This window comes from Marinobacterium aestuariivivens (assembly GCF_042661465.1).
In the GTDB taxonomy this organism is placed as follows: domain Bacteria; phylum Pseudomonadota; class Gammaproteobacteria; order Pseudomonadales; family Balneatricaceae; genus Marinobacterium_A; species Marinobacterium_A aestuariivivens.
The window spans coordinates 5,798,182-5,816,068 of the sequence record NZ_JBHSWE010000001.1 but is presented as its reverse complement, the minus strand read 5'-3'; the positions used below and the strand labels follow the sequence as shown (position 1 = coordinate 5,816,068).

Here is a 17,887-nt window from a genome sequence, read left to right as displayed (position 1 = left end):
TTGGGCCTGTTCGAAGGCTCTTTAGCCGTGGCTCAGGGTCTGCAGCAGCAGGCTTTTCGAAATGGTGCCCTTGAATGAGCCGTCGCGATCGATGACCGGAATCGGATAGGCGGTATCGGCGACGGTCTGGAGCACGTCATGCAAAGGCGTATCCCAGGCGATACTGCGGTGTCTGTCGATGCGCAGCGCTTCGAGAGCCTTCATGTTCGGGGTCTGGCTGCCGAAGTCGTAGCCGTTGACGACACCCTGCAACTGCTCCCGGTCGTCGACCAGGTAGCGATAGGCAATATCGGATGAGGGATCGAGCAGTTTGATGCTGCCGTTGAGCTTGATCAGGCTGCGCGGATCCTTTTCGGCGACGTCGCCGGCCTTGAGTACCTTGGAGACGTCGACACCCTTGAAGAAGGTTTCCACATAGTCGTCGGCGGGGTTGCGCAGGATCTCCTGCGGCGTACCGATCTGTACCACCCGGCCGCCTTCCATGATGGCGATGCGATCGCCGATGCGAATGGCCTCGTCGAGGTCGTGGGAGATGAAGATGATGGTGCGTTCCTGTTCCTTCTGCAGGCGGATCAGCTCGCCCTGCATTTCGTAACGGATCAGCGGATCCAGTGCCGAGAAGGCCTCGTCCATCAGCAGGATGGTGGGGTCGTTGGTCAGTGCCCGCGCCAGACCGACCCGCTGCTGCATACCGCCGGACAGCTGGTGCGGATAGCTGGCGCCGTGCTCGCCAAGGCCCACCTGGGACAGGGCGTCCTGTGCCCGGGCGTTACGCTCTTTTTCCGGCACGCCGGAGATTTCGAGGCCGAAGGCGGCGTTTTCCATCACTGTCATGTGCGGCATCAGCGCGAAGGACTGGAACACCATGCTCATCTCGCGACGGCGCACGTCGAGCAGGTCCTTGTCGGAGAGGCCGGTGATATCGCGGCCGTTGAGGGAAATGGAACCGGAGGTGGGCTCGATCAGCCGATTGAGCAGACGGACCATGGTGGACTTGCCGGAGCCGGAGAGTCCCATGATGACGAAGATTTCGCCTTTCTTGACCGAGAAGCTGGCGTCGAATACGCCAACGGTCTGGCCGGTCTTTTCGAATATCTCGTCCTTGCTCGCACCCTTGTTCAACATCTCCATGGCGACATCGGGTTGGGGACCGAAAACCTTGTAGACATTCTGGATGCTGAGGATTTCATTTGAGACGGTCATGCTGCCCCTCTGTTTTCAGTTATTGTGCAGGGTTCATGGCAATGAAACGTTTTAACGGCGGCAGGTGTTTATTTAATACCGTGCAGCTGCGTTATTTTTTATTTTTGTTAGGAACAATTTATTGATTCTATGAGAAACCGTCCAACGACATTTGTTGCGTAAAAATCATAACGAAGGGTTATCGTAGAGGGTTTAATGCGTGCTCCTGTTCTAATTGCGACATGCGCGTTGTTATTATCACCGCGAGGGCAAGGCAGGCGGCGGATGCGTCCGCCGCCTGCTCCTTTTTCAGCCAGTGGCTTTCGCACGGCAGCGAGACAGCATCACGGCAGCGACCATTACCATGGCGCCACCGCCGATCAGCGACGGTGTCATCTCCTCGCCGATCAGCAGCACGGCGATGGTCACTGCCACGATGGGCTCGAGCGTCGACAGTGTAGAGGCGTCGGAGGCACCGATCCGCGGCGAGCCGCTGACGAACGTCGCGATCGGCAAAATGGTGGCGAACAGCGCCAGGCCCAGGGTCGAAGTCCAGCCGAGCGGCGACTGCGGCCAATGCGCCCCTTTCAGCAGCCAGGCAATGGCGAAGGTCAGGGCGCCGCCGATCAGGATCACGGTGGCCGAAACGACCGGGTTCTGGGGAGGGACCCTGGCGGTGCCGTACAGAATGGCGGCCCCGTAGCTGATCGCGGCGAACAGCGCCCAGCCGATACCCGCTATATCCCCCTTGAGGTTAAGGCCGGTGGAGACCGCTACGCCGCCGGAAGCCAGTATCAGGCTGAGCAGGCGTCCGAGGCTTGCCTTTTCATCCATGAACAGTATCGAGTAGAGCGTGACGAAAGCCGGGAATGAGAACATCAGGATCACGGCCAGACTGACCGAGGTCGTACGGCTTGCGCTGTAGTAGCCCAGGGCCGAGGCCGCGTAGCCGATGCCGATCAGCAACGTCGGCCCCAGCAGTTTTATCGACGGCAGGCGTATGCGCTTTGTCTTCAACCATAGCAGCATCATGCCTGCTGCGAGGCTGAACCGGATCAGCAGCAGACCGATGGGGTCGGCGCCGGCCTGGTAGGCGAAATGGGCGAAAAACGGCTGCAGGCCGTAACAGAAGGCGGCCAGTAGCACCAGCGCGAAGCCCCTGGCGTATTCTTGCGGGCAGTTTTGATTGACGCTTTGCATCCCTTTTATCTCCCGAATGCATAACCGCAAAAAGCCCCGGCCCGGGCCGGTTGCCGGGGCGGAGCCAGTCTTTTTAAAAGGATTATTTCTGGTTCTGCAACTTCTGGCGCATCGTTTCGCAGTACCAGTCGACGAACTGGCAGACGCCATTCTCGGCCAGGTCCGAGAATGGGCCCGGCACGTAGGACGGCGAGCTGACGCCGCGGAAGGTTTCCTCGACCAGCTGACGGTCCTGGTCGTTGGTCGCCAGCCACACCTTGGTCAGGGTCTCCAGATCGTAGTCCTCGCCCTCGACGGCATCGGCGGGCACCAGCCACTTGGTGGTGACCAGGGTTTCGCCGGCGCCCAGAGGCAGTACCCGGAAGCTCAGTGCATGGTCGCCGAGGAAGTGGTTCCAGGTGGACGGGTAGTTGAAGTACAGCAGGGCGCCGATATTCTCTTCATCGGTACTGTCGAGGCGTCTCTTGACCGCCGGCTTGCCGTTCATGGTGTAGCTGACGGCGTTCCTGAACAGCGGAATGCGCGTCATGCGGTACTGGCCGTTCGGGTCCATCACCAGGCGGCTGGGCAGGCCGGCGGCTTCGCAGCGGTCCCAGAATGCGACCAGTTCCGGATCATCGTCGCCACCGACGCCGGCCACCGAAAGGTTCTCGACGAAGGAATTCAGCAGTTCCGGGTGGTTGCCGTCGCAGTGGTAGCACTCGCGGTTGTTCTCGAATACCAGCTTCCAGTTGCCTTTCTCGACCAGGTTGGACTCGTAGGCGACCTTGCAGTTCTCCAGGTTGTGCGGCGCGATGAAGGGGAAACGGCCTGGCGGAACGCCTCGAAGTCCGGTGCCTGTTCGGCGACGCAGACGTAGACGTAGCTGTGCACGGTCTCGCAGTGAACCGGCAGCAGACCGTGGTCGTCGTTGTTGAACTTCTCGCCCATGTTGGCGGCGAACAGCAGCTTGCCGTCGAGGCCGAAGGTCCAGCGGTGGTAGGGGCACACCAGCTTGGCGACCTTGCCCTGCTTTTCGGCACACAGGCGGGAGCCGCGGTGGCGGCAGGCGTTGTGGAAGGCCCGTACGTTGCCGCTGTCGTCGCGTACGATCACGACCGGGTAGTCGCCGATCTGCACGGTGAGGTACTGCCCGGCCTTCGGGATCTCGAAGGTGTGGCCGACAAAAACCCACTCCCGGTGCCAGATCTGCTCGAGATCCTGCTGGTAGACCTCGGCGTCGCGGTACAGCTCGCGGCTCAGTGCATGGCGCGGCGCACGCGCGCTGATCAGCTCCAGGGTTCTGTTTTTGCTCGACATCAATCTCACTCCCATGGCAGCTATGCGGGGCTGCTTCTGTGTTATTGGTTTGGCCGGGTTTGCCCTAGGTGCAGCGCAGTTTTGTCATTGTCGTAGGCACCTGCCCGCGCTTTATGGCAAGCTTCTGTGGCTTCAGGTCGTGCCGGGATATGCGTCGCTAGAAATACCCGGTTAGTCTAGGAGTGAGCCTTCGTCGGGCAAAACGACTTTTTATCAGGGATTTTGAATACATAACGTTATGGTTAGACATGTAGAGCCGGACAAGGTACTGGTCAAGATGCCTTCATTGAGGGCTGTCAAATCCTTTGTGGCGGCGGCCAAGTATCAGAACTTTACCCGCGCGGCCGAAGCGCTCTGCGTCACCCAGGCGGCGATCAGTCGACAGATCCGGGAGCTGGAGGCGCATCTGGGTGTGGAGCTGTTCAGGCGGGCCGGCAGAGCAGTGGAGCTAACCGAGGCCGGCGCAATCTTTTACGATGCGGCCTATCTCTCGTTCGTCAATATCGCCCAGGCGGCGGAGCGCATCCAGGGGCACGGCAGCAATAAGCAGGTGCTGACCATCTGCTGCTCCCCGGCATTCTCGGCGCTTTGGCTGTCACGGCGCCTGCCGTCCTTTTTTGCCGGCAATCCCGATATCGACCTCAATGTGGTGACCACCGAGAATTTTCTTCAGATGGAGCCTGGGGTCTATCCCGATGTATTCATCAATAAGGTCACCGATCCACGGGAGGGTTATCATTCTATTCCGCTGTTTCATGACCTGATCTATCCGGTCTGTACACCTGCCTACCTGGAAGCCCATCCGGAGATCGTGTCCCTCGAGGGGTTGCGTAGTGCCGTGCTTCTGAATCTGAGTCCCTACGGTCGGGCCCAGGTGGCCGAGCACCTGGACTGGGATGTCTGGTTTTCGTTCTTCGATGCGGCGGCGACTACCGTGCCGGTGGAGAGACCGCATCTGTTCAATGCCAACGACTACAACATGCTGGTGCAGATGGTACTGAATGACCAGGGGTGTCTCTCGGATGGCACCATCTGGTGGGGCCGCTGGTGGCGGAGGGCAAGCTGGTAACGCCGGTGGTTGAAGCCGTGGAACTCAGGGAAAAACAGCATTATCTGACCTATGCCGAGAGCAAGGTCACCAATGAAGCCTTCTGCCGCTTCCGTAACTGGATGCTGGACTGCGTGCAGGGTGAGCGGACAGCGGTCGATACTGCCGGGTAGCTTTCCGATTGGCAACCTGTCGTTATCATTAAAGGGTAAAAAAGGTTGCTCTTCTATTGTTGCTGATTGCCCTATATTAATTGCTCGGGCGTGTTGCAGTTTTCGCTGTAAGAGGCCGATCGTTCGCTCTTAATGTTTATCCTTTTAAGCCCGCCTTGTGCGGGTTTTTTGTTTTTGGTCTCCGATGGTACTCCTATAACGCAGTGTTATGCTTACGTTGAAATAAATGTTGATTGTGCCTGCATCTTTGTTCTCGTTAATCTGTTGTCGATCCAGTCACTGACACCCTGTCTGAAAATAGAACTGTGTTTGAGCAGGTGAAAATAATGCTTTTTGAAGGGATATACACGCCCGTGATCACCCCATTTCGGGAAGATTACAGCATCGATTACGAAGCCTACGCGGCCTGCGTCGACCACCTCGTCGAGGCCGGTGTTCACGGCGTCATCGTCGGCGGCACGACCGGTGAATACTATGTTGAAAGCCGTGAAGAGCGGCTGCGCCTGCTGGATATCGCCCAGGAGCGCTGCGCCGGCAAAACCCCGGTCATCTTCGGCACCGGTGCCATCGATCCCGATGAATCCTGCGTGCTGGCGGAAGAGGCTGCGAAGCGCTCTGTCGACGCATTGCTCGTTGCCACCCCGCCGTATTCGCTGCCGACCGAGCGCGAACTCGCGCTGCATGCGCTGGCTGTCGATCGCGCGGCCGATCTGCCGATCATGCTGTACAACTACCCGGGCCGCATGGGCGTAATGATGGGCGAGGAGTTCCTCGACCGCGTCGGCCGCTCTAACAACTTCTGCGCCATCAAGGAAAGCTCCGGCGACATCAACCGGCTGCACCTGCTGGCGCGTGACTACCCGCACATCCAGCTGTCCTGCGGCATGGACGACCAGGCGTTGGAATACTTCGCCTGGGGTGCCAGAAGCTGGGTCTGCGCCGGTTCCAACTTCCTCGCCAGGGAACACATCGCGCTTTACAACGCCTGCGTCCTCGAAGGCAACTTCGACAAGGGGCGTCGTATCATGTCGGCAATGATGCCACTGATGCGGGTGCTGGAGCAGGGTGGCAAGTTCATCCAGAGCGTCAAGTACGGCGTCACCCTGTCCGGCCGTTTCGCCGGCGAGACCCGCAAGCCCCTGCGTGGCCTGAACAAGGACGAGAAGCGCGAACTGGAGCAGGTGGTGCGCACCCTGAGAACCACCATCGCCCGCATCGAGGACGAGAACTCGAGCCGTTTCGTCGAATCCATCAAGGCCAGCATCGGCAGCAAGCAGACCGCCACGACCGAGAAGGGGAGTAGAACATGAGCGACCTGTTGACCCACGAAGAATACCGCGCCATCGCTGCCGACCTGAATCCGCCAAGCATGAGCTTCGTCGATGGCAGCTTCCGTCCGGCGCAGTCCGGCAAGACGCTGCCGACCGTCAATCCGGCCACCGGCGAGACGATCGCCGAGATCGCGGCCTGCGGCGCCGGGGATGTCGACTTCGCTGTGCAGAAGGCCCGCGAGGCGTTCGATGACGGCCGCTGGCGCTGCCTGCACCCGGCTGCGCGAAAAGAGGTGCTGATCAAGCTGTGCAGGCTGATTCAGCGCAACAGCCGGGAACTTGCGGTGCTCGAAAGCCTGGATTCCGGCAAGCCGATCCTCGACTGCGAGACCATCGACATTCCGGAACTGATTCATGTGATCAAGTGGCACGCCGAGGCGAGCGACAAGATCTATGACCAGACCGCACCGGTCGGCCCGGATGCCGTGGCCATGGTCGTGCGCGAGCCGATCGGCGTGGTCGCAGCGGTGCTGCCCTGGAACTTCCCGCTGCTGATGCTGGGCTGGAAGATCGGTCCTGCACTGGCCGCCGGCTGTTCGATGGTCGTCAAGCCCGCCGAGCAGACCTCGCTGACCGCCCTGCGCATCGCCGAGCTGGCCATGGACGCGGGTCTGCCGCGTGGCGTGCTGAACATCCTCACCGGTACCGGTGCCGAAGTCGGCGAGCCGCTCGGACGGCACAGGGACGTCGATATGGTGACCTTCACCGGCTCCACCGCCACCGGTCGTCGCTTCCTGCATTACGCCGCCGACTCCAACCTGAAAAAGGTGGTGCTCGAATGCGGCGGCAAGAATCCCTGCATCGTGCTGGATGACGCCGAGAACCTCGACCGCGTTGCAGCCCAGGTGGTACAGGCGGCGTTCTGGAACATGGGCGAGAACTGCTCGGCCGGCTCGCGTCTGATCGTGCACGAGAAGATCAAGGACGCGCTGCTCGAGCGTATCCAGGCTAACGCCCGCGGGTGGCGTACCGGCGATCCGCTGGATCCGGCCAACCACCTCGGCGCCCTGATCGACAAGGGTCACTTCGCCAAGGTCTCCGGTTACCTGCAGCAGGGTAAGGACGCCGGCCACAAGGTCGTACTGGGCGGCGAAACCCTGGACGGTATTTTCGTGCAGCCGACAATCTTCGACGGCGTGCGCAGCAGCGATACGCTGGCACAGGAGGAGATCTTCGGCCCGGTGCTGTCGGTGATCACCGTCGGCAGCTATGACGAAGCGGTCGCGGTGGCCAACGACAGCGAGTACGGCCTGGCGGCGTCGGTCTTCACCGCCAACGGAAAGAAGGCGCTGCGCGCGGCCCAGGCGGTGCGTGCCGGTACTGTCACCGTCAACTGCTTTGGCGAAGGCGATATCACCACCCCGTTCGGAGGCTACAAGCAATCCGGTTTCGGCGGTCGTGACAACTCCATCCATGCGCACGACCAGTACACCGAGCTGAAGACGATCTGGATCGATCTTGGCGACGATGCCGTGGACGGTTCCATCGACTGATCAGGACCTCCAAGCCGTTCCCATAGTTGGGTTTCGTGTCTTCGGCACTTTACCCAACTACGGGGAACTCGAAGGTACAGACCGGAGGGGAGAGCGATGCTTCAAAACCGGCCGAAACGTTTCGCACTTTATATGGGCATCGCGCAACCGCCAGGGATGGTGGAAGGCCACCCCGTGGAAGGCCACCCCGTGGAAGGCCACCCCGTGGAAATACGAACGCGGCCCGCCTGAAAATGCAGGAGCGGTTTTCAGGAAACCCGCCAGATCGATCGCATTACAGATCGATTGCCGGCGGCTGGCAGAGCGGTTGTCGGGTTTCGTACCTGCGGCACTCTATCCAACGATGTTACCGCTTTTATCTGTCTCCTCACCGGAGGGGGATTATGAACAGAACAATAAATGTCAGGCGTCTGCCCCGGGATACCGGGCCCGCCGCCTGGAATGAAATCCTGTCGCCGGCGCCGGTGTATCCGCAGCTCGATAACGACATCGATGCGGACTGGCTGGTTGTGGGCGGAGGCTTTGCCGGTCTCGCCGCCGCGCGGCGGCTGAGCGAACTCGTCGGCGACGACCGGATTGTGCTGTTGGAGGCGCGGCGTTTGGCCGAGGGGCCGGGCGGGCGCAACAGCGGTTTCATGATTGACCTGCCCCACGACCTTAACTCGGAAACCTATGCGGGAGCCAAGGAAGCGGATCTGGCGCAGATACGGATGAACCGGTTGGGCATCGAATTCGCGCGCAAGACGGCCGAAATTTCCGCTATGCCCAAGGCGGTGTTCGACCCCTGTGGCAAGGTATCCGCGGCGGCCTCCGCCAAGGGCGAGCAGCACCTCGACAGCTACAGCCAGCATCTGCAGGCGCTGGGTGAAGACTATCGCTTCATGAGCGCGGCCGAGATGAAGGACTGGACCGGCACCGAGTTCTATCGCAAGGGCCTGTTCACGCCCAAAGCGGTGATGATCCAGCCGGCTGCGTTCCTGCGCCTGTCGGCCGCCGAGCTGAGCCCTCGTGTCGCCATCCACGAGAACAGCCCCGTGCTGTCGATGGACCTCGGTGGTACGCATGTGGTGCATACCCCCAAAGGCAAGGTGAGGGCACGCAATCTGATTCTCGCGGTGAATGGGCATATTCAGTCGTTCGGGTACTTTCCGCGCCAGTTGCTTCATGTGTTCACCTATGCCTCGATGACCCGGGCCCTGGCCCCGGACGAGGTGTCCCGGCTGGGCGGTGCGCCGGATTGGGGCGTACTGCCGGCGGACCCGATGGGAACCACGGTGCGCCGCGTCTCGAACTACGATGGCAGTGGCCACCGCCTGACGGTGCGCAACCACTTCACGCTGAACCAGTCGATGGAAATCGGTGAAAAGCGGATCCGTCAGGCCGCCAGGCTGCACGACCGGGCCTTCGCCGCCCGTTTCCCGATGCTCAAAGGGGTGCCGATGGAACACCGCTGGGGGGGCGGCTCTGCCTGTCGTGGAACTCGGTGCCGGCGTTCGGCGAGCTGGAGGAACGTGTCTATTCCGCCGCCTGTCAGAACGGTCTGGGTACCGTCAAGGGTACCCTTTCGGGTATGCTGGCGGCGGAACTGGCGGTCAAGGGCCGCTCGCCGCTGCTGGACGCGTTCCAGGCCTGCGCCCAGCCCCGTCGGCTGCCGCCGGAGCCGTTGCTGTCGGTCGGTGCCAACTTGACGATGCGCTGGAAGGAATGGCTTGCCGGTATCGAGGTGTGAGACGCCGGCAGCCGGTCGGACGGAATGTCGTTGAACGACCTGGTCATGGGGTTCAGACCAGGTCGCGCCTGATGCGCCGGTTCCAGTTCTGGGAGTAGACCCGCCGGTCACCCTCGTAGGCATCCAGTTCGGCGTCGAGATAGAAATAAGACGCATCGCAGTGCAGCACCGTGCGGGTGATGGTTTCCACCTGCCAGTCACCACGCTCAAGTCCCCGTATCCAGAGCGCCTCGCCTCGCGCCGACTGAAAATCATCGCCCTGGTAGGAGTACCACTCCTCCGTCTTGAGCTTGACCAGGGTGCCGGTGTCGACGATTCGATAAAGGCCGTTGTCGTTGATCACTTCGAGGGTGGACCTGTCCTTGTCCAGGTCCCGGATCACCCGCCAGTTGTGATGCCCCTTTTTCAGCACCCGCTTGCGACCGCTGGCCGCTCCCTGGGGCAGTGCGAAGCCGATCGATTCTTCCCGTTGTCGACGCTCCGGCAGCAGCAGACGGCTGCTGCCGGTATAGATCTTCAGCTGAGTGGATTCCGGCGGGGGCCAGGCCAGCGGAAAATAGGACGACGAGAGCGCGATGCGGATGCGGTGCCCCTTGGGAAAACGCTGGGCTACGTCGTTCAGCTGAATCCTGACCTTGTAGCGCTTGCCGGGCTCAAGCGGTGTCGGTTCTGCATGGCTGTCACGGTGACACAGATTCAGCAGACCGTAGGTGATCCGCGTAACCTTGTTGTCGGGCCGCATGTCGGACAGCCGGACTGCAAGCATGGCCACCGGTCGGCTGGCCGACAGCTCCAGCTCGATGACCGGTGCGCCAAGAATTTCGATGGCTTCATCGAATGGCGCCGTGGTGAACAAAAGCGCGCCGCCGTCTTCTTCGCGCTGGTCGTGGGGCAGATCCGGCGTGGCGCTGTAGGAGCACCATTTGCCGGCGAAAAGGCCGTTGCTGAGTGGCGATTGCAGCGACAGTGCGACTTCGGGTACGTCGACGGCCTCGTCGACCAGTCGGTATTCGGCCAGCTTGTAGCACTTTGTCTCGATGTTGCTCGAAGGCCAGCCGGACTCGCTGATCCAGCGCCCGTAGCGCTGGTGGTAGAAGGTCGACGGCGGCATGCTGTCGAGCATCCAGACGCGCAGCATCGGTTCCTGCATGATGCCGGTCTCGGTGCCTTTGAGCCACTGATCCCACCACCGCAGGCACTCCTGCAGGAAACCGATGGCCGGCCCGGGTACGCCGAGGTGGGGGTATTTGTGGCTCCAGGGGCCGATCAGCCCGAGGCGCGGACCTGGCAGTTTTTGCAGCAGCCGGAAGACGGCATTGCTGTAACCGTCTGCCCAGCCGCTGACCGCCATCACCGGGATCTGCACACGGGAGAAGTCCTCGCAGATGGAGCCGTGTCGCCAGTAGGCATCGCGATGTTGGTGCTGCAGCCAGGTATCGAGCCAGAGGCCGCTGCCCCGCAGACGCTGAAACCAGAGTTCGCGCCACTTGTCGCCGACATACTCCGGGTCCGGCGGCAGCGAGTTGTAGGCGAACATGGTCGAGGCCCAGGACAGGTTGTCGCCGAGCAGGCAGCCGCCCATGTAGTGCACGTCGTCGGCGTAGCGGTCATCGGTGGAACAGACGCTGACGATCGCCTTGAGCCCGGCCGGTTGCAGCGCGGCGATCTGCAGACCGTTGAAACCTCCCAGGAGATGCCGATCATGCCGACATTGCCGTCGCACCAGGGCTGCTCGCCCAGCCAGCGGATGATGGTGACGCCGTCGTCCAGTTCCTGTTGCAGGTATTCATCGGTTAGCACGCCTTCGGAATCGCCGCTGCCGCGGATATCGACGCGGATACAGGCATAACCGTGTCCGGCGAAGTAAGGGTGCAGGGTCTCGTCACGCAGGCGCACACCGTCGCGTTTGCGATAGGGTATGTATTCGAGGATGGCGGGCACCGGCTGGTCGCCGGCATCTTCGGGCATCCAGATACGGGCCGCCAGCCGGACGCCATCGGCCATCGGAATCCAGCAGTGTTCGATATGGCGGATCCGGTGCGGAAACTGTTCGACGATATTCATCTCAGGCTCACTGTCGACTCGCGATCGGTACCAGTTCCAGTGGGATTGCCTGTTTCAGCCGGGCGTACTGCTGGAGCAGCTTCTGCTGGTTGTTGTCACCGAGGAAGATTACGGCGATCTCGTAGCTGTAACTGTCCTGGTCCTTCAGCTCCGACAGCTTCATGCCCTCATGAATATGCAGCTGTATCTGGGCACCGGGGAACCGCCTGCAGAGTGCCGCCAGCTCCTTGTCGCTCGGAACCTTCTTAACCATAGCATCTTCGTATTGCCGCCACATGAACTTGGCGGCGTACCGGTAGCGCCCTCGTCGGTACGGAAAGTCGGGCCTTTTGCCGAGGCCGAGGTCGACCATCACCTGGTGGTGGGAGAGGCCGTCGACATTGCGGAACAGCGGGCAATGGGACTTCGAGATGCGGTTGTTGATCTCCAGTAGCCGGATCTGGTCGTGGCGGCTGTCCCAGTAGAACTCGATATTGAAGGGGCCGTGGTCGAAGCCGATCGCACGCAGAAAACGGCCGGTATCGTCGAACATCCGTCGCTGCACCCGGGCGGGAATCGTCGAGGGATATTGATATCGGCTGAAACTGGAGCGGTGCCGGCCTTCGCGAATCGAATCGATGGCGCCGTAGATGCAAACCTCGCCGTCATAGGCATAGCCCTCCAGGGTGCATTGGCGTCCCCGGGATATGATGCCCTCGACGATACAGTGGAAACCGTCGATGCCGGCAATTTCCGGCGGCAGTTCGGCGAACTGCAGCAGGTAGTTGAACGGTTTGGCAAAGCGGAAAATCTTCGCGCGGATGACGTCGATGGCGTGATCCAGTTCGTGGTCGTTGCGTACCCTGAATCCCAGGTGGGACGCAGCGGCCCGCACCGGTTTGATCCAGAACGGGTAATCGATGCCGATCTGTTCGCGGTAGCGTTCGGAAAAAGGATTCACCACACAGAAGGGCGGTATATGATCCGCGATCACCCGCTGCTGTTCGAGGCGGCTCCAGTATTTATGCTCGCACTTGAGCACGGTCTCCAGGCCTGGCGTCGGCAGGTCGAAGTGCCGGCACAGCAGTGGCAGCAGCGTGCTGACCGGGAAATCCCAGTAACCGACGATCGCATCGATCGGGCCGGGGAAGCGCTCGAGCTGCTCGATCGCCCCTTCGTACAGCTGACGTACCGGGAATTCCGGACCGGCCTTGACTTCATGATGGTGAAACAGCGGGTGAAAGCGGTAGTCGGCGGCACCTGGCAGTGCTTTCAGTTCGGCCAGATTGAAGGCATCCAGGCCGAAGACGAAGATATGTTTCACTGCACTGCCGCTCCTGATTGGCAGTGGTGATCTGCGCACTCAGCCACCGGGCAGGCGCAGCGCAACGGGTTTTGGAATGCGCATCGCATCATTCCAGCCTAGGATTGTGCCAGGCGGTGGCGGATCGCCTTTTTGTCGATCTTGCCGACGCTGGTACGGGGGATATCGTCAACCAGCTCGATCTCCCTTGGCACCCACCAGCTGCTGATCCTGCCCGCGTCGACATACTGCTGCAGGTGGCTTCGTATCGCTTCGGCATCGAGCTGGTCGTCGTCGGGACGCGCCACCACCAGCGCATGGGGACATTCGCCCCAGTCAGGGTCGGGCCGGGCGACGACCGCAACGGCGGCGACGTCGGGATGCTGGCCGATCAGGTCCTCCAGTGCCAGCGACGAGACCCATTCGCCGCCGGACTTGATCATGTCCCTGATGCGGTCCCGGATCTCCAGGGTGCCGTCCGGGTAGAGGCAGCCGATATCGCCGGTGTGGAGCCAGCCTCCGGCCCAGAGGTCGCCGCTCTGCCGCGGGTCCTTCAGGTAGCCCTGGGTGAGCCAGGGTGCGCGTACCACTACCTCACCGACACTTAGGCCGTCCGCAGGCTGCGGCTGGCCGTCGAGGTCGACCAGGCGCAGATCGACCATATTGGTGATGGTGGTGCGGGTCCGGCCATCGAGCTGCGCCTCGACCGGTTGCGCCCGCTGCTTCCGGCTCAGATGGCTGACACTGAGCAGCGGGCAGGTTTCCGACAGGCCGTAGCCGGCGTAGACGTCGATACCCCGCTCGAGGGCACGGCTCGCGAGGCCCCGGGGCAGGGCGCTGCCGCCGATGACCATTTTCCAGCCACTGAAGTCCGCGCTCCCGGCAGCATCGCAGCCGAGCAGCATCTGCAGGATGGTTGGCACGCAGTGGGAGAAGGTTACGTTCTCGGTTTGCTGCAGTTCGACCAGCATCCTTGGATCATAGCGGCCGGGATAGACCTGCTTGACGCCGAGCAGGGTCGCCACATAGGGCACGCCCCAGGCATGGACATGGAACATCGGCGTGATCGGCATGTAGACATCGTCCGAACGCAGCAGCGGCGAACTGTCGTAGGCACCGAGAAAGCCCAGCATGTTGAGGGTATGCAGTACCAGTTGGCGATGGCTGAAGCAGACCCCTTCGGCGTGCCGGTGGTACCGGTGGTGTAAAAGGTGGTTGCAATCGAGTTCTCGTCGAAGTCCGGAAAGTCGAAAGCCGGATCGGCCGCGCTCATCAGCTGCTCGTAGTCGCCGACCAGCGGCAGGTCGCATCGGCTGTCGCTTGGATCGTCGCGCAGCAGGATATAGCCCCGGACCTTGTGCAGCCTTGGTCGCAACGCCTCGATCAGCGGCACGAAATCCTCGTGCACCAGCACCAGCCGGTCCTCGGCATGGTCGAGGGAGTAGGCGATCTGCTCCGGCGCGAGGCGGACGTTGACGTGGTGCAGCACGGCGCCGATCATCGGCACGGCGAAGTAGCATTCGAGATAGCGGTGGCTGTCCCAGTCCAGCACGGCGACGGTATCGCCCTCGTCGACGCCGGCGGTCTTCAGCAGGTTGGCGAGGCGGCAGACTCGTTGCTGCAGGGTGCGGTAGTCGTACCGGACCCGGTCGCGATAGACGATCTCGTTGCCGGGTTCGAATCGTTCCGGGGACTGCAGCAGGCGCTTGATCAGCAGCGGGTAGGAGTAGGCGGAGGCGGCGGGTTCGAGAATCCTGGTGGCCATGAAAGCATCCTTCCGACGGTCGGTGTTGGCTTTCAGTCTAGCCGTCATTATTGCGCTTCGTAGGAGCGGCGCCCCGCTGCGAATGGCACGGCAGAACGTAGCCTGGAATGAGCCGAAGGCGAATTCCGGGTTTTCGGATTCCGGGGACCCTGTCTGGCGGTGCCCCGTCGGAATTCGCCCCTTCGGGGCATCACTCCAACCTACCCAAACGTCTTGCCAGCCAGTGATCGAGCGACAGCCGGCCGGGGCCTTTCGCCATCAGCAACAGCAGCACCGTGGCCCAGACACCATGGGTCGGATAGGCGTCGGGGTAGACGAGCAGCTGGATCACGGCGGTCATGATCAGCAGCGCCAGCGCCGAAAAGCGCGTCGCAAAGCCCAGCAGCAGCAGGGCCGGGAACAGGTGTTCGGCCGTGGCGGCCAAAGTGGCGGCCAGTTCCGGCGGGATCAGCGGCAGCCGGTACTCTTCGCGGAACAGGAACACCGCCGAGGCGTTGAGACGGGGCATGCCGAGCTGAAATTCACCGCTGACGATATCGATCGCCAGCCCCTCGATCTTGGTCTGGCCCGATTTCCAGAAGATGGCGGCAATCGAGAAGCGCCCCAGCAGCGCCACCAGCGACAGCGGGATGCGGTCGAACAGGGCGATGAACTGGCGTGGCCAGCCGGTTGCGGTGGGATGGGATGCGAGACGTTCGCCTTTCATGATCGGTTTTCCTGCGGATGGTTACGTAGAGGGATGAAGCGCGGTAATGGCGCCGTGCCGGATAAGCAGGCCGAGGATGCCGGCCGGATCGAATGCCGGGCTTTCGGCTGCGGTCCGTTCCAGCGCCTCGCCAAGGCTTTCGCCGCGCAACAGGCGTTCGGTAAAGTGCGCGCCGGCACGATCCAGGGCAGCACCTGGACTTCGAGGCCGGAACGCAGCAGCAGCGCCTGTTCGGGCCGGCCCGGGTCGATCCGCCGCAGATCACCGGTCCCCTGGTGCGCGGCCCAGATCGACACCACGGCATGGTCCGAGCACAGCAGGGCAGCGGACGGGTGGAGGCCCAGCCGCAGCCCCGGCAGAGCGTCGCTGTCGGCTAGCAGGCGACCGATCGCTTCGGTCGCTACCGGCTGCGCATCGGCGGCATGGAAAGCCTGCACATAGAACCATTCGAGCCGGGCGACATCGGCGAGGTAGGGCAGGGAGCCGGCCGGCTCGAAGTCCGCGACGAAGGCCGGAAAGGCATCGCCGTAGCGGGCCAGCACCGGCGACGCCGGCAGGTTCTGTCTGACGAAGCCTTGTGCCATGGCGTCGAAGAAGCGATCGCCGACCAGGGCTTTCACGACCGGGAAGCTATCCGCCAGCGCCTCGATCAGCGAGGCGATCACGTTGTTGCGGTAGACGGCGAAGCGCATGGCGGGGTCCGAACCGTTCCAGCTGCGCAGTCCGTCCGGCGTGCCCTGGTCCGGATCGAGCAGGGCCTTGCAGAAATCGCGCTGGCCGGTCATGGCCGCCGCTCCCGTGACGGGGCGCTGAGCAGCCTGCGCTGCGCGGCCTCGGCTTCGTCCAGCAACACCGGGAGCGGCGGGAGGTTGCCGTCCCGTTCGATCAGTGTCGGCAGCGGGCCGCAACGCGCCAGCACCCGGTCATAGAGGCTCCAGACCGCCTCGTCGACCGGCGCATCGTGGCTGTCGATCAGCAGCGGGGCACCAGCGCTGTCGCGCTCTTCGGCGAAGCCGGCCAGATGGATCTGGCCGAGGGTCTCGGGTCGCAGGCTCTCGAGCCAGGCGATGGCGTCGCGGTCGTGGTTGGTGCAGGAGACATGGACGTTATTGACATCCAGTAACAGGCCGCAGCCGGTGCGCCTGAGGATCTCGTCTATGAATTCGGTCTCCGGAATCGGGGAGGCGGCGAATTCGATATAGGTCGCCGGGTTTTCCAGCAGGATGCGCCTTTTCAGGCGGGATTGAACCAGGTCGATGTGGTCGCATACCCGCTGCAAGCTTTGTCGGTTATAGGGCAGCGGCAGCAGGTCGTTTAAAAAGCGCCCGCCATGGCCGGACCAGGCCAGGTGTTCGGAAAAAATCGCCGGCTGGTAGCGCTCGATCAGTTTCGCCACCTGGTCGAGGTGGTCGATATTCAGCGGCTCCTCGCCGCCGATCGACAGCCCGACGCCGTGAATCGACAGTGGGTATTGTTCGCGGATCCGCGTCAGGTAATGGTGATAGGGACCGCCGTCGACCAGGTAGTTCTCGGCATGTATCTCGAGAAAGCCGATGGCGGGCCGGGTTTCGAGAATATCGCGAAAATACTCGGGTTTCAGGCTGATGCCGGCCGCGGCCGGGAGGGTCGAAACCGGGTTCCGGGGCGAAGCGCCCCGGGATGGAGACTCGGCGACTGACTGGGTTTTCATCCCGGGGCTTCTCAACTCAGGACTGCTTTTCTTCGAAGGCTTCGAGCTGGCCGTAGCCGGTCGGCGAGGTCGGCGACTCGGTTTCCGTGCAGGTCCCGGCCGGGACCAGCGACCAGGCGTTACCCTGGTAGTCGTGGGTCGAGGTGCCGGCGCAGGTGGTACCGGCTCCGGCCTTGCAGTCGTTCTTGCCCTTGAGGGCCACGCCGTAGCATTTTTCCATGTCCTGCATCTTGTCGCCGTCCTTCATTTCGTCGGCGTGGGCGGCGGCAATCGAAAGCGAGGCGCCGAGGGCCAGGGCGAGGGCGGCAGCGGTGGTCGGTTTGTTCATGGCGTTTATCCTTTTTGTCGATATTTTCCGACAGCAGCGTTAATGCGGCTATCGGAGTCGAGTAAATCCTGGAGCGATTCGGATCAATCATCGCGCTTCGAGTGAGGGCGCGCGTCTTGATTCCGGAATCAACTTTAGACGCGCTAACTGAAATGCGAATGAAAATGCCGGAGAAAAAACGGGCCCTCGAAGGCTGGTGTTCGGGTGCGGATGCTTCGGGCTTTGCTACAGTTTAGTAACTTGGGCGGACAACGAGGCCCGTCGTGTCATTCACCCAATCTCGAGGTATCCCGCCATGAGCATGAAAGAAGCTTACGAAAAGAAAATGCGCGCCCAGCTCGACGAATGGGACGCCGAAATCCGCAAGCTGAAGGCCAGGGCCGAACAGGCGCAAGCCGACGGTCAGCTCGAATACTACAAGCAGATCGAGGACTTGAGGCAGCGCCAGCAGCATGCCCAGGAAAAACTCGAAGAGCTGCAACAGGCCAGCGATACCGCCTGGCAGGACCTGCGGGCCGGGATGGAGAGCGCCTGGGATTCGATGGCCGAGGCGATGCGCAAGGCATCCTCCCGTTTCAAATAGAACACCATCAGCGT

At 62.0% G+C, this 17,887-nt stretch carries 16 protein-coding genes and 2 pseudogenes; 6 read left to right on the top strand and 12 right to left on the bottom strand.

Annotation, left to right across the window (positions count from 1 at the left end; translation table 11 throughout):
- Positions 1–21: 21 nt before the first annotated feature.
- The 4 genes from proV to ACFQDL_RS30590 all read right to left on the bottom strand — a co-directional run bounded on the left by proV (position 22) and on the right by ACFQDL_RS30590 (position 3,681).
- Entirely contained in the window at positions 22–1,203 is a 1,182-nt protein-coding gene (gene proV / locus ACFQDL_RS30605; protein WP_379912756.1) for a glycine betaine/L-proline ABC transporter ATP-binding protein ProV, read from the bottom strand.
- A 288-nt stretch (positions 1,204–1,491) separates the two neighbouring features.
- Positions 1,492–2,382: a DMT family transporter gene (locus ACFQDL_RS30600; RefSeq protein ID WP_379912754.1), complete on the bottom strand. Its 891-nt coding sequence runs from the start codon at positions 2,380–2,382 to the stop codon at positions 1,492–1,494.
- An 82-nt stretch (positions 2,383–2,464) separates the two neighbouring features.
- Positions 2,465–3,106, bottom strand: coding sequence for an RHO alpha subunit C-terminal catalytic domain-containing protein (locus ACFQDL_RS30595; protein ID WP_379913463.1), 642 nt, complete (start codon positions 3,104–3,106; stop codon positions 2,465–2,467).
- Positions 3,046–3,681, bottom strand: coding sequence for an aromatic ring-hydroxylating oxygenase subunit alpha (locus tag ACFQDL_RS30590; protein WP_379912752.1), 636 nt, complete (start codon positions 3,679–3,681; stop codon positions 3,046–3,048). The genes ACFQDL_RS30595 and ACFQDL_RS30590 overlap by 61 nt, the downstream gene beginning before the upstream one ends.
- A gap of 238 nt (positions 3,682–3,919) precedes the next feature.
- Here ACFQDL_RS30590 and ACFQDL_RS30585 point away from each other — a divergent pair, with 238 nt between their 5' ends.
- The 5 genes from ACFQDL_RS30585 (at position 3,920) to ACFQDL_RS30565 (ending at position 9,414) form a co-directional block, all read left to right on the top strand.
- Positions 3,920–4,750, top strand: a complete 831-nt coding sequence (locus ACFQDL_RS30585; protein ID WP_379912750.1) for a LysR family transcriptional regulator — start codon at positions 3,920–3,922, stop codon at positions 4,748–4,750.
- Positions 4,729–4,902, top strand: coding sequence for a hypothetical protein (locus ACFQDL_RS30580; RefSeq protein WP_379912748.1), 174 nt, complete (start codon positions 4,729–4,731; stop codon positions 4,900–4,902). The genes ACFQDL_RS30585 and ACFQDL_RS30580 overlap by 22 nt, the downstream gene beginning before the upstream one ends.
- Positions 4,903–5,228: 326 nt before the next feature.
- On the top strand, positions 5,229–6,212 hold the full coding sequence (locus tag ACFQDL_RS30575; protein WP_379912746.1) for a dihydrodipicolinate synthase family protein: 984 nt from the start codon (positions 5,229–5,231) through the stop codon (positions 6,210–6,212).
- The gene (locus ACFQDL_RS30570; RefSeq protein ID WP_379912744.1) at positions 6,209–7,726 is read left to right on the top strand and encodes an aldehyde dehydrogenase; all 1,518 of its coding nucleotides are present in this window, start codon (positions 6,209–6,211) and stop codon (positions 7,724–7,726) included. Before ACFQDL_RS30575 ends, ACFQDL_RS30570 begins: the two co-directional genes overlap by 4 nt.
- Before the next feature lie 383 nt (positions 7,727–8,109).
- Positions 8,110–9,414, top strand: a complete 1,305-nt coding sequence (locus tag ACFQDL_RS30565) for an NAD(P)/FAD-dependent oxidoreductase (RefSeq protein WP_379912742.1) — start codon at positions 8,110–8,112, stop codon at positions 9,412–9,414.
- Between the two features lie 93 nt (positions 9,415–9,507).
- On the opposite strand, the pseudogene ACFQDL_RS30560 reads toward ACFQDL_RS30565, so the two are convergent.
- From ACFQDL_RS30560 to ACFQDL_RS30525, 8 genes and pseudogenes are all read right to left on the bottom strand, one after another.
- Positions 9,508–11,427, bottom strand: a pseudogene (locus ACFQDL_RS30560) (CocE/NonD family hydrolase); the annotation flags it as partial.
- Between the two features lie 99 nt (positions 11,428–11,526).
- Positions 11,527–12,822: an ATP-grasp domain-containing protein gene (locus tag ACFQDL_RS30555; RefSeq protein ID WP_379912740.1), complete on the bottom strand. Its 1,296-nt coding sequence runs from the start codon at positions 12,820–12,822 to the stop codon at positions 11,527–11,529.
- 98 nt (positions 12,823–12,920) lie between these two features.
- The gene (locus ACFQDL_RS30550) at positions 12,921–13,244 is read right to left on the bottom strand and encodes an AMP-binding enzyme (protein WP_379913461.1); all 324 of its coding nucleotides are present in this window, start codon (positions 13,242–13,244) and stop codon (positions 12,921–12,923) included.
- A 171-nt stretch (positions 13,245–13,415) separates the two neighbouring features.
- A pseudogene (locus ACFQDL_RS30545) lies at positions 13,416–14,566 on the bottom strand (AMP-binding protein); the annotation flags it as partial.
- A gap of 190 nt (positions 14,567–14,756) precedes the next feature.
- On the bottom strand, positions 14,757–15,272 hold the full coding sequence (locus tag ACFQDL_RS30540; protein ID WP_379912738.1) for a DoxX family protein: 516 nt from the start codon (positions 15,270–15,272) through the stop codon (positions 14,757–14,759).
- Complete coding sequence (locus tag ACFQDL_RS30535; protein ID WP_379912736.1) at positions 15,269–16,057, bottom strand: HvfC/BufC N-terminal domain-containing protein; 789 nt, start codon at positions 16,055–16,057, stop codon at positions 15,269–15,271. The genes ACFQDL_RS30540 and ACFQDL_RS30535 overlap by 4 nt, the downstream gene beginning before the upstream one ends.
- Positions 16,054–16,962, bottom strand: a complete 909-nt coding sequence (bufB, locus tag ACFQDL_RS30530) for an MNIO family bufferin maturase (RefSeq protein WP_379912734.1) — start codon at positions 16,960–16,962, stop codon at positions 16,054–16,056. Before bufB ends, ACFQDL_RS30535 begins: the two co-directional genes overlap by 4 nt.
- A 16-nt stretch (positions 16,963–16,978) precedes the next feature.
- Entirely contained in the window at positions 16,979–17,290 is a 312-nt protein-coding gene (locus ACFQDL_RS30525; protein ID WP_379912732.1) for a BufA1 family periplasmic bufferin-type metallophore, read from the bottom strand.
- 295 nt (positions 17,291–17,585) lie between these two features.
- On the opposite strand from ACFQDL_RS30525, the gene ACFQDL_RS30520 reads away from it, so the two are divergent.
- Positions 17,586–17,873, top strand: a complete 288-nt coding sequence (locus tag ACFQDL_RS30520; RefSeq protein ID WP_379912730.1) for a sll1863 family stress response protein — start codon at positions 17,586–17,588, stop codon at positions 17,871–17,873.
- The last annotated feature ends 14 nt before the right edge of the window (positions 17,874–17,887 follow it).

Coding starts and splice junctions, on each gene's coding strand:
- proV (WP_379912756.1), bottom strand. CDS start 1,203: ATGACCGTCTCAAATGAAATCCTCAGCATCCAGAATGTCTACAAGGTT.
- ACFQDL_RS30600 (WP_379912754.1), bottom strand. CDS start 2,382: ATGCAAAGCGTCAATCAAAACTGCCCGCAAGAATACGCCAGGGGCTTC.
- ACFQDL_RS30590 (WP_379912752.1), bottom strand. CDS start 3,681: ATGTCGAGCAAAAACAGAACCCTGGAGCTGATCAGCGCGCGTGCGCCG.
- ACFQDL_RS30585 (WP_379912750.1), top strand. CDS start 3,920: ATGGTTAGACATGTAGAGCCGGACAAGGTACTGGTCAAGATGCCTTCA.
- ACFQDL_RS30575 (WP_379912746.1), top strand. CDS start 5,229: ATGCTTTTTGAAGGGATATACACGCCCGTGATCACCCCATTTCGGGAA.
- ACFQDL_RS30570 (WP_379912744.1), top strand. CDS start 6,209: ATGAGCGACCTGTTGACCCACGAAGAATACCGCGCCATCGCTGCCGAC.
- ACFQDL_RS30565 (WP_379912742.1), top strand. CDS start 8,110: ATGAACAGAACAATAAATGTCAGGCGTCTGCCCCGGGATACCGGGCCC.
- ACFQDL_RS30550 (WP_379913461.1), bottom strand. CDS start 13,244: ATGATCAAGTCCGGCGGCGAATGGGTCTCGTCGCTGGCACTGGAGGAC.
- ACFQDL_RS30540 (WP_379912738.1), bottom strand. CDS start 15,272: ATGAAAGGCGAACGTCTCGCATCCCATCCCACCGCAACCGGCTGGCCA.
- ACFQDL_RS30535 (WP_379912736.1), bottom strand. CDS start 16,057: ATGACCGGCCAGCGCGATTTCTGCAAGGCCCTGCTCGATCCGGACCAG.
- bufB (WP_379912734.1), bottom strand. CDS start 16,962: ATGAAAACCCAGTCAGTCGCCGAGTCTCCATCCCGGGGCGCTTCGCCC.
- ACFQDL_RS30525 (WP_379912732.1), bottom strand. CDS start 17,290: ATGAACAAACCGACCACCGCTGCCGCCCTCGCCCTGGCCCTCGGCGCC.
- ACFQDL_RS30520 (WP_379912730.1), top strand. CDS start 17,586: ATGAGCATGAAAGAAGCTTACGAAAAGAAAATGCGCGCCCAGCTCGAC.